Raw genomic sequence first — 11,156 nt, forward strand, 5'->3', positions numbered from 1 at the left:
ATCCATTAAATCAATCCTAAACTTTTGCAAATGAACAGCCAGATAGTGAGAGTAAAAGCACTGAATAATGTAGTGAGCATAATGACACTGGAGGAAAAAGACCCTTCGTGCCCCATGTTTTTTGCCATGATATAACAGCTTACTGTGGTAGCAGAACCAAGCATGATCAGAATGGCAACCAGCTTGTCATGGGTAAATTCAAGTCTGACAGCAACTGGAAGAAAAATGGTGCAAAAGCCGATCAGCTTCATAAAAGTGCAGGCGATAGTTGCTTTTAATCTGGAAAAAGCTTTTCCAAAATGAAGGGCACCACCCATGGCCATCAGTCCAAGAGGTGTGGCTGTTTTTCCGAGGTTATTGACAGTACTGGAAAGGATCGTTGGAAGAGGCAGACGAAGGACAGACCAGATAAGACCTGCCAGGATTCCAAGAATAATAGGGTTGCTGGCAATTCCTTTTAAGGTTTTTAGGAGCATCTGTTTGTTCATTCCCTGATTGTCAGGCTTCATAAAAGAGAGAACCATGACTGCCATTACATTATAGAGAGGAACGCTTGCTATGATCATAAGAGGTGCCATACCGGCATCTCCATAAAGGTTCTGGATGATAGCAATGCCGAGGATTGCCGCGCTGCTGCGGTAAGAGGCCTGGACAAATTCTCCCTGTATGTCCCTTGGATTCAGCAGGAAGGAAAGACCGATAGAAATGGCAATGCTGCAAAACGTAGCGCCAAAACAAAAGAGAACAAACTTTGTATCCCAAACTTTAATAAAATCTGATTCAGCCACATTCATAAACAAAAGTGCGGGTAAGGCTGCCTTGAATACAAATTTGTTCATCTGTGCAACAAAGGAATCATCATAAAGATTAATTTTTCGAAGAAAATAACCCAGCATAAGGGTCAAAAAAATAGGAATGGTTGCATTGAGGCAAAAAATCAGATTATCCATAAAAAATTCACCTTTCTAAGTTTGTCAACATGTTGCTGTTCATTCTGTTCACAGTAACCCCGACATATCTTTTTTGATTATAAACTTTTTCCAATAATTGTCAAATTTTGTTTTCTGTGGTATCGTAAGAATGAAAGGCAACGAATGGAGGAGAAATATGAGATACGGTAAGATTCGCGTAGAAGATGGAAACCTGATCTTTTTCAGACATATGATACAGAATAATCTTCCTTGCAGAGATATTGTCTGGGCGTATATCCATCGGGAAGGCGAAAACGCAGAAGAAGCAGTGAAGCAGATGATCTCTAATTATCTGGTGATCATTACCAGGAGAAAGAAGCGATATCAGTTTGAGATGACGGAGCATGAGGCACAGGACTGCCTGCGGATTCTGAAACTTTTCAATCCGGAAATGGCTACCGGATTTCCTAAGGGCGGACGGATTACGATGCAGAGTCTTTCCAATACAAGAGATCTTGGGGCAATCGCCACAAAGGATGGGCGTCATATCCTTCCCAGAAAGCTTATTCGAAGCGGAAATCTTTATCATGCTTCTATGGCTGATCAGCATGTTTTGCAGGAGGACTGCAAGCTGAAGACCGTGATTGATCTCAGAGACCAGCTGGAACGAAATGAAAGACCGGACATTGTGGTAAAGGGAGTGGAATATTATCACATCCCCATGATCGATGAAGAGACTATCAGTGATTCTCCGAAAAGTGTTTTGGGAATACTGCAGACAAATGATATGTTGAAAAAGGTTCTGGAGTATGATGGCGATATAGAGAGTCTGATCGAGCAGCAGTATGAGAATTTTGTAAAGGATCAGTATTCAGTGAAACAATGTGCCAGATTTATGGATGTACTGCTGCATCACGAAAATGGTGCTGCTCTCTGGCACTGCAGCTTCGGAAAAGACAGAGTGGGGGTAGTGACAGCCCTTCTTCTTTGTGCTCTTGGAGTTCACAGAGATGTGATCCGGGAGGATTTTATACGTTCCAATGTGTGCCTGGCAGGAGAACTGGATTATATGCTGCGTTACCTTGAGGCAAACAGACTGGACAGTATTGCAAATGTAAATAAAGTATCAGCGCTTTTCAGGGTAAAAGAGGAATATCTGGACAGAATGTTTCGTACGATTTATGCGGAATATGGAAATGTGGAGCGTTTTTTGAGAAGAGGACTTTATCTGAACCAAAAGACAGTGACAGACCTGCAGAGTAAATATCTGATATAAAATATTTACGTAAAATATAGATACTTCATACTGTGTAAATATGTTAATAGTGAAATGAAAGTGTGTTATATGAATAAAAATGCTTTAATGCTATAAAACATTAAAACTTTTTTGAAGTGTAGCATTGACAAAATAAATTATGTTGTTATAATGATAACCATATCAATCTGAAGCACGAAAGCAGGATTATATTTATGCAAAATAAGATTTTATCTTTACTAGTTGACAACACGTCAGGTGTACTCAGCCGGATCGCCGGAATGTTCAGCCGTCGTGGTTATAATATTGACAGTATCACTGCCGGAGTTACAGCGGATGTGAATTATACTCGCATTACAGTAGTGTGCAGCGGAGATGACGCAATTCTTGATCAGATTGTGAAACAGCTTGCGAAGCTTGTTGATGTAAGGGATATCAAAGTCCTGGATCCATCTGACAGCGTAGTTCGTGAGACTGTTCTTGTGAAGGTTGCAGCCGCACCGGAGCAGAGACAGGGAATTGTTTCCATTGCGGATATTTTCCGTGCCAAGGTTGTAGATGTGAGCAAGGATTCTCTCATTGTAGAAATGACAGGCAGCAAGACCAAGCTGGAGGCATTTATTAATCTTATGGGAGATTACGAGATTCTGGAACTGGCACGTGCCGGTGTTATGGGTCTTGAGAGAGGCTCTCATGGGGTGAAATTTTTGTAATTGCGGAAGCGCTGATCAGGCAGATGCCGCAAGAGTCAATCCGCCACAGTCGGAGAATTCTGAAGGCAGGATTATTTATTTGGTTTGCTAAGGGGCGTATTTCTGGAATGAATAATCATACACAGGATATGCATATATATTCCCTTAACGATATATATTTTTAAGTTTTAACACAGTAGGAGGAAACGAAAATGTCAGCAAGAATTTTTTACCAGGAAGATTGTAATCTCTCTTTATTAGATGGAAAAACAATCGCAATTATCGGTTACGGCAGCCAGGGACATGCTCACGCACTGAACCTGAAGGAGTCCGGATGTGACGTCATTATCGGTCTTTATGAAGGCAGCAGATCCTGGAAGAGAGCTGAAGAGCAGGGATTTAAAGTATATACAGCAGCTGAGGCTGCAAAGAAGGCTGATATCATCATGATTCTGATCAATGATGAGAAACAGGCTGATATGTATAAGAAAGATATCGAGCCAAACCTTGAGGAAGGCAATATGCTTATGTTTGCTCATGGTTTCAACATTCATTTCGGATGTATTGTTCCGCCAAAGAATGTAGATGTTACCATGATTGCTCCAAAAGCACCAGGACATACAGTAAGAAGCGAGTATCAGGCTGGCAAAGGAACTCCTTGTCTGGTAGCTGTTGAGCAGGATTACACAGGAAAAGCACTTGACAAAGCACTTGCATACGGACTTGCTATTGGTGGTGCAAGAGCAGGACTTCTTGAGACTACATTCCGTACAGAGACAGAGACAGACCTTTTTGGAGAGCAGGCAGTACTTTGCGGTGGTGTTTGTGCACTTATGCAGGCTGGTTTCGAGACTCTTTGCGAGGCTGGTTATGACCCAAGAAATGCATACTTCGAGTGTATTCACGAAATGAAGCTGATCGTAGACCTGATTTATCAGTCAGGCTTCGCTGGAATGAGATATTCCATCTCCAACACAGCTGAGTACGGTGACTACATCACAGGACCGAAGATCATTACAGAAGATACAAAGAAAGCAATGAAGAAAATCCTTTCCGATATCCAGGATGGTACTTTCGCAAAAGACTTCCTGCTTGATATGAGCCCAGCTGGACGTCAGGTTCATTTCAAAGCTATGAGAAAGAAAGCTTCTGAGCATCCATCTGAGAAAGTTGGCGAAGAAATCCGTAAACTCTACAGCTGGAACGGCGAAGATAAGCTTATTAATAACTAAGCAAAAAAATCCGGGGAAACCCGGATTTTTTTGCGCTACTTCGGTGTAGCGAAGCGGAATTTCTCTAGATTTCTGCCAGTTGTGTCAGAAGCTTCTGATTTTCGCTCCCTTTCTTGCATACAAATCCGATTTCCCTTGATGGGAAAGTCAGACCCAGAGGCGCTTCCACAAGTATTTCTTTATCAAGATCATTTTGCACAAATTCTTTGATCACACAGGCAATTCCCAAGCCCACCTGTGCAAACTGGATTAAAAGATCCATGGAACTGACTTCCAGAATGTGACCAAGCTGCATCTGGTGCTCATGAAGCATGGTATTGACGGACTGTCTGGTTATATTCTGTTCGTCAAGAAGCATGAAAGTAGCAGTGTGCTGAAGGGGTTCTGATGGAAAAAGCTGGTGCTGATTCTCCAGGTATTGATGTGTAGCGACAAAGGTATCCTGGATCTGCAGCAGAGGCAAAAATTCGTATCCGGATAGCTTCTGCGGTCGTCCGATCAGGCCGATGTCTATTTTGTCTTCTTCAAGAAGTTTCAGGGTCTGGTAGGTGGACTGGCAGGAGATTGTAATACGGATTTGCGGATTGGCAGCTATGAAATCTTTCAGCCTGGGCATAAGTACATATTTGCATAAAGTGGTGCTGGCACCGATGCGCAGCCTGGGAATCTCTCTGGAACGATTGTGAAGAATGGAATCCTCTCCTTCGGAAAGAAGGTCGAAGGCTCCTTTTACTTTTTCATATAGAATCTGGCCGTCAGGGGTGAGGGTTACGCCTCTGGAACTGCGCTTGAAAAGAGTGGTGTCCAGATTATTTTCCAATTTCTTAATGGCGCGGCTGATGGCAGGCTGGCTGATGTACAGCTCCTTAGCAGCAGTTGAGATATTGCCAGTGCGGCTGACTGTGTAAAATATATGATAAAGAGACAGATTTTCCTGCATAAATTCCTCCTGAATATATAACAATATTGCTTACCCTTGTCCATGACAACATATCTTACAATGTACAAAAATCACGCATTCGAATGATTTTTCGCCAAGTTTCTCAGGTTTTTGTGAACTACGCTCAAAATAATATCTTACAGAATAGCACCAGTAAACAGTGATATATAACTACAAATTATAATAACTATGATTAATATGTATTTTTATTATAACAGAAAGTGTGCTAAAATATCAACATACAATGAATCAGGAGGAATACTAAAATGGGAATGACAATGACTCAGAAGATCCTGGCAGCGCATGCAGGTCTGGATCATGTAGAAGCAGGACAGCTTATAGAGGCACAGCTTGACCTTGTTCTTGGAAACGATATCACTTCTCCGGTAGCTATCCATGAGATGGATAAGATGACAGTAGATACCGTATTTGACAAAGATAAAATTGCACTGGTAATGGATCACTTTATTCCGAATAAGGATATTAAGTCTGCTGAGCACTGTAAATGTGTTCGTGAATTTGCCTGTCGCCACGATATCACCAATTATTTTGATGTAGGACAGATGGGAATTGAGCATGCGCTCCTTCCGGAAAAGGGTCTTACAGTTGCAGGCGATGTGATTATCGGAGCTGATTCACACACCTGTACATATGGAGCTCTTGGAGCTTTTTCCACTGGTGTCGGAAGTACTGATATGGCAGCTGGCATGGCTACAGGAAAAGCATGGTTTAAGGTACCGTCTGCCATTAAATTTAACATCGTTGGCAAACCGAAAAAATGGGTAAGCGGTAAGGATGTGATCTTACATATCATTGGAATGATCGGCGTGGACGGAGCTCTTTATAAATCTATGGAGTTCGTGGGAGAGGGAATTAAAAACCTGTCTATGGACGACCGTTTTACTATTGCTAATATGGCAATTGAGGCTGGCGGAAAGAATGGAATTTTCCCGGTTGATGATCTTGCAATCGAATATATGAAGGAGCATTCCAAGCGCCCGTATACAGCATACGAGGCTGATGAGGACGCTGTTTATGAAGCTGAGTACACAATTGATCTTAGCACATTGGAATCAACTGTTGCGTTCCCTCATTTACCAGAGAACACTAAGACCATTTCTGAGATTGGAGAACCGGTTGTTGTAGACCAGTCTGTAATCGGATCCTGTACGAATGGCCGTATTGACGACCTTCGTGTTGCAGCCCGGATTCTGAAGGGACGCAAGGTTAAGAAAGGGCTTCGCTGTATTGTGATTCCTGCGACTCAGGCAATTTATCTGCAGGCAATGGAAGAGGGACTTCTTAAGATTTTCATTGAGGCTGGAGCAGTTGTAAGTACACCTACCTGTGGACCGTGCCTTGGTGGATACATGGGTATTCTGGCCGCTGGTGAGCGCTGCATTTCTACTACTAACCGCAACTTTGTAGGACGTATGGGACATGTGGAGTCTGAAGTTTACCTGGCAAGCCCGGCAGTAGCTGCAGCAAGTGCAGTAACCGGTTATATTTGTGCACCGGAAGAATTAGGATTATAAGGAGGAGTACTTATCATGCAGGCAAAAGGCAGAGCTTTTAAATATGGAGATAATGTTGATACAGATGTTATTATTCCGGCACGTTATCTGAATTCTTCAGACCCGGCAGAACTGGCAACTCATTGCATGGAGGATATTGATAATACTTTTGTAAAAAGAGTACAGAAGGGTGATATTATTGTAGCAACTAAGAATTTTGGCTGCGGTTCTTCCCGTGAACATGCGCCGATCGCTATTAAGGCAGCTGGTGTCAGCTGTGTTATCGCAGAGACATTTGCCAGAATTTTTTACAGAAATGCAATCAACATTGGACTTCCGATCATTGAGTGCCCGGAAGCAAGCAAGGGCATTGATGAGGGGGATGAGGTAGAGGTGGATTTTGATTCTGGCATGATCTACAATCGCACCAAAGGAACTGAATTTAAGGGGCAGGCCTTCCCGGAATTTATGCAGAAGATCATTAAGGCGGAAGGACTTGTTAATTATATTAATGCACAGCATTAATATAATTGTTAACAGGCAAAGTAAAATATCCTGTTAAAGGGCAAATCGCCCAATCAATAGAAATTTGTCCAAGCATAAAAACTGACCTTGATGGACTGGGAAAACCAGCTGTCAAGGTCTTTTGGTATATGGGCGAAAACCTTGATTTCTGTGATTTTTCTCAATAAAATTGCAGTTTTACCTACGTTCAAGGTTCTTTTATAATTGGATAGGAGAGTTATACATGGGTTACCCGTCTATTCCGTTCACAGTAACACTTACAGACGATTTTAATTTGTTTTTTGAAAAAACTGTTGATTTTTATTATAACATTTGATACAATATCAACTGTTCGCGGGGTATGGCGTAGCTTGGTAGCGCGCACGGCTGGGGGCCGTGAGGTCGCAGGTTCAAATCCTGTTGCCCCGATTAGTCATTGACAAGTGACTTGAAAAATGTTAAGGTAATAACCACAAAGAACATATAAGAGAAATGCTTTGATAAGGAGTAGTACACAGGTACCGGAGCGCAGAGAGTCATCGGGTGGTGTGAGATGACGGAAGGAAACTGTAGAACTCGCCTTGGAGCAGCTGTCTGAAATTACTTCGAATGATTAGAAGAAGCGAGAGTAGACACAGCCGGATTCCACCGTTACAGGGAAAGGATATAAGGAGTAATCCCGTATCCGATAAGTGTATGGATTCTATTCATGAAATAAGAGTGGTACCGCGTAAGATGTATGTCTTCCGTCTCTTGCACCTGTATGTGTGCAGAGCTGGAGGACTTTTTTTATGTGATAGTAATTCCATTGGAATTTAATACCACATAAAGCTGCTTTATCAGACTGAGCTCTGACCCAGCAGACAAAGAATCCTTCCGTCACAGAAAAGAGAAAAATTAAATTTACAATATGGAGGAATAAAAAATGATGAATGTAAGCAAATACAAAAAACAGTATTATCTTCCACCAGAAACCTATATGGACTGGGCAAAAAAGGACTATATTGATAAGGCACCTGCATGGTGTTCTGTAGACCTTCGTGACGGAAATCAGGCACTTGTCATCCCAATGAGCCTGGAACAGAAGGTTGAGTTTTTCAAACTTCTTGTACAGATTGGGTTTAAAGAGATTGAAGTAGGATTTCCAGCTGCTTCCGAGACAGAGTATACGTTCCTTCGTACCCTGATCGATCGCAAACTGATTCCTGAAGATGTTACGATCCAGGTACTGACACAGGCAAGGGAGCATATTATCCGTAAAACCTTTGAAGCCGTAAAAGGTGCGCCCAAAGCTATTGTTCACGTATACAATTCCACATCTGTTGCACAGCGTGAACAGGTATTCAAGAAATCCAAAGAAGAGATTTTAAAGATTGCCGTAGAAGGTGCGAAATTATTAAAAGAACTGGCTGAACAGACAGAAGGAAACTTCCAGTTTGAGTATAGTCCGGAGAGCTTTACAGGAACTGAGCCGGAATATGCCCTTGAGGTCTGCAATGCGGTTATCGATGTATGGCAGCCGACTCCGGACAACAAATGTATCATCAACCTTCCGGTAACAGTGGAGCATTCCATGCCGCATGTATATGCGAGTCAGGTTGAATATATGTGCAAACATATGCTTCGCCGTGAAAATGTAATCGTTTCCTTACATCCTCACAATGACAGAGGTTGTGGTGTGGCAGATTCTGAAATGGGAATTCTTGCCGGAGCAGACCGCATCGAGGGAACTCTTTTTGGAAACGGAGAGCGTACTGGTAATGTTGATATTGTAACACTTGGAATGAACATGTATTCCCAGGGAGTAGATCCGAAGCTTGACTTCTCCGATATGCCTCACATCTGCGAGGTGTATGAGCGTTGCACGGGAATGACAGTTGGAGAGAGAAGTCCATACAGTGGAGCACTTGTTTTTGCAGCATTTTCTGGTTCCCATCAGGATGCAATTGCCAAAGGTATGCACTGGATCGAGGAAAAAGATCCGAACCGCTGGACAGTTCCGTATCTGCCAATTGATCCCACAGATGTTGGACGTAATTATGATGCAGATGTTATCCGTATCAACAGCCAGTCTGGCAAAGGCGGCGTAGGCTACATTCTGGAAACAAAATACGGTCTGAACCTTCCGCCAAAAATGCGTGAGGCAATGGGTTACGCAGCCAAGGGTGTTTCTGATCACCTTCATAAAGAGCTTCATCCAGATGAAATCTTTGATCTGTTCAAAAAGACTTTTGAGAATGTGGGACAGCCGTACAGCATTAATGAAGTGCACTTCCAGCAGACGAGCGAGGGAATTACAACTAAGGTAATCTCCACATTTAATGGAAAAACAATTACCACAGAGGCTGTGGGAAATGGACGTCTTGACGCAGTGAGCAATGCCCTGAAGAAAGCATACGAATTGAAGTATTCTCTGGAAGTATACCAGGAACATGCGTTAGAGCGCAGCTCCAGTTCTAAGGCTATAGCATATGTTGGAATCAAGAAACCTGACGGAACTATGGCGTGGGGAGCAGGCGTAGACCCGGATATTATCCGTGCTTCCATTGATGCACTTGTAACAGCAATTAATAACCGCTGAGAGATTTGTTTAAACCTTATTTATAATAAGAAGCATATTTGATAACAAAAAGACAAACCACCGCAAATCAGTTCATAAAAAAGACTGTGCGGTGGTTTGCTGCTTTGAAAGGTAACGGCGCTTTTTGTCAGAATTCGGCGATAAAAAAGGTTTGACGAACAGAAAAAGAAAAGCTATAATAAAATCCATAAGAAGGGGAGAAATAACCATACCTAAGAATAAAAGGGGACAAATAGAAACAGGGTAAATTTATCAAAAATATTACATGATTTTTGAATGAATCATCCTATTTCTTTCTTGTTGCCTTTCTTTTTTTACCTGTTTTTAGAGAAAAAAGCTATAGAAAGCAAAAAAAACTTGACATTTTGGAGTTTATTAAATATAATTTTCCTATAAATTACAGAAATGTTACAGAATAAATAATAAAAGAAATCAAAACATAACAGAAGTGCAAGGAAAGAAGAATATGAAATTAAAAAGAAGTTTACAACATGTAACAACTTGCAAGAGCGATGCCCAGAAAAAAAAGAATGGAAATGCTCTTGTACATAATTTTGTAGCTCTTAGCGCCTGCGCCACGTTGGCAATGATTTTGGCAGTTGGAACGAAGGTGGCGGAGTTTGGTCCACGGAGCCAGGTATATGCAGCTTCGGACAAAGAGAATAGATCCGCGGATGCCTGGACTGACCTTGGAAGTGTAGAGTATGATCTGCCTACCGGAATTGCCGGTATGGTAACCAGTGTTGCAGATACTCCTTCAGCAGGAACATCTGTAACAAGAATTGGAACTTCATGCGAGAGAGTCATGGTAGGCCAGCGCGTGAAGCAGATAAAAGGAAACGTGGATGAGTTGAATGTAGGGGACTCTATGGCTGATACAGTTGCGAGCCTTGATGCAGCTGCAGTATCCATGTCTGCAAATCCGAAGATCATGTCGGACGCAGATTATGATAACTTGCTTCATATAGTAGAGGCAGAGGCGGGCACAGAGGACATTAAAGGTCGTGTACTGATCGCAAATGTAATTATGAACCGCCTTTCCCATGAGGAATTTCCAGATACCATTACAGGTGTTATTCTGGATCAGAGAAATGGAATTCCTCAGTTTTCACCTGTTTACGATGGTAAGTTTTATGAAGTAACGGTAACAGATGAGACCAGGGAAGCTGTGAAACAGGCATTAGAGGGAACTGACTATTCAGAAGGAGCTCTGTTCTTTGTTCAGCGTTCTGCTGCGGACAAAAAGAACGTGTCCTGGTTTGATAAGGATTTAAAAAAATTATTTAAATATGGTGTTCACGAGTTTTACACCTACCCGGATGAAGCTAAGTCACAGAACACTGAGAATGAAACCTCAGAAGATGACACAAATGTTGTTCAGATGGTGAAAAAATAATATTTTAATAACAGTAACATTCTGTAATAAAGAGATATAAGCCGCCAGGAAATTTGATATGATACCTCTAAAGTAGACAGATTAAATATAAAAATCTGTTACTTTGGAGGTATTTTTCATGCCAAAATCAA

General features: G+C 42.0%; 9 protein-coding genes, 1 tRNA gene and 1 other annotated feature. Of the genes, 8 read left to right on the top strand and 2 right to left on the bottom strand.

All coding sequences use genetic code 11. From position 1 onward, the window contains the following. Positions 1 to 5: 5 nt before the first annotated feature. On the bottom strand, positions 6 to 950 hold the full coding sequence (locus I2D69_RS16815) for an AEC family transporter (protein WP_118578470.1): 945 nt from the start codon (positions 948 to 950) through the stop codon (positions 6 to 8). 157 nt (positions 951 to 1,107) lie between these two features. Between I2D69_RS16815 and I2D69_RS16820 the strand changes: the two genes are divergently transcribed. From I2D69_RS16820 to ilvC, 3 genes are all read left to right on the top strand, one after another. Beyond that, positions 1,108 to 2,187, top strand: a complete 1,080-nt coding sequence (locus I2D69_RS16820) for a tyrosine-protein phosphatase (protein ID WP_118578469.1) — start codon at positions 1,108 to 1,110, stop codon at positions 2,185 to 2,187. Positions 2,188 to 2,381: 194 nt separating this feature from the next. Beyond that, a complete protein-coding gene (ilvN, locus tag I2D69_RS16825; RefSeq protein WP_118578468.1) occupies positions 2,382 to 2,879 on the top strand; it encodes an acetolactate synthase small subunit in 498 nt (165 codons plus the stop codon). Between the two features lie 191 nt (positions 2,880 to 3,070). Beyond that, positions 3,071 to 4,090: a ketol-acid reductoisomerase gene (gene ilvC / locus I2D69_RS16830; RefSeq protein ID WP_118578467.1), complete on the top strand. Its 1,020-nt coding sequence runs from the start codon at positions 3,071 to 3,073 to the stop codon at positions 4,088 to 4,090. A gap of 64 nt (positions 4,091 to 4,154) precedes the next feature. On the opposite strand, the gene I2D69_RS16835 is transcribed toward ilvC, so the two are convergent. Next, a complete protein-coding gene (locus I2D69_RS16835; RefSeq protein WP_148462919.1) occupies positions 4,155 to 5,030 on the bottom strand; it encodes a LysR family transcriptional regulator in 876 nt (291 codons plus the stop codon). A 266-nt stretch (positions 5,031 to 5,296) separates the two neighbouring features. On the opposite strand from I2D69_RS16835, the gene leuC reads away from it, so the two are divergent. The 5 genes from leuC to I2D69_RS16860 all read left to right on the top strand — a co-directional run bounded on the left by leuC (position 5,297) and on the right by I2D69_RS16860 (position 11,025). Next, positions 5,297 to 6,565: a 3-isopropylmalate dehydratase large subunit gene (gene leuC, locus I2D69_RS16840; RefSeq protein WP_173718950.1), complete on the top strand. Its 1,269-nt coding sequence runs from the start codon at positions 5,297 to 5,299 to the stop codon at positions 6,563 to 6,565. Positions 6,566 to 6,580: 15 nt separating this feature from the next. After that, positions 6,581 to 7,069, top strand: a complete 489-nt coding sequence (gene leuD, locus I2D69_RS16845) for a 3-isopropylmalate dehydratase small subunit (RefSeq protein WP_118578464.1) — start codon at positions 6,581 to 6,583, stop codon at positions 7,067 to 7,069. 334 nt (positions 7,070 to 7,403) lie between these two features. Next, a tRNA-Pro gene (locus tag I2D69_RS16850) sits at positions 7,404 to 7,477 on the top strand. 59 nt (positions 7,478 to 7,536) lie between these two features. Next, positions 7,537 to 7,805: a binding site (T-box leader), on the top strand. Positions 7,806 to 7,973: 168 nt separating this feature from the next. Beyond that, positions 7,974 to 9,629, top strand: a complete 1,656-nt coding sequence (locus I2D69_RS16855) for a 2-isopropylmalate synthase (RefSeq protein ID WP_195380271.1) — start codon at positions 7,974 to 7,976, stop codon at positions 9,627 to 9,629. A gap of 466 nt (positions 9,630 to 10,095) precedes the next feature. After that, a complete protein-coding gene (locus I2D69_RS16860; RefSeq protein WP_118578463.1) occupies positions 10,096 to 11,025 on the top strand; it encodes a cell wall hydrolase in 930 nt (309 codons plus the stop codon). Positions 11,026 to 11,156 lie beyond the last annotated feature (131 nt).

Origin of the sequence: Ruminococcus sp. D54t1_190329_F1, from assembly GCF_015551645.1 — a bacterium.
GTDB classification, from domain to species: Bacteria; Bacillota; Clostridia; order Lachnospirales; family Lachnospiraceae; genus Blautia_A; species Blautia_A faecis.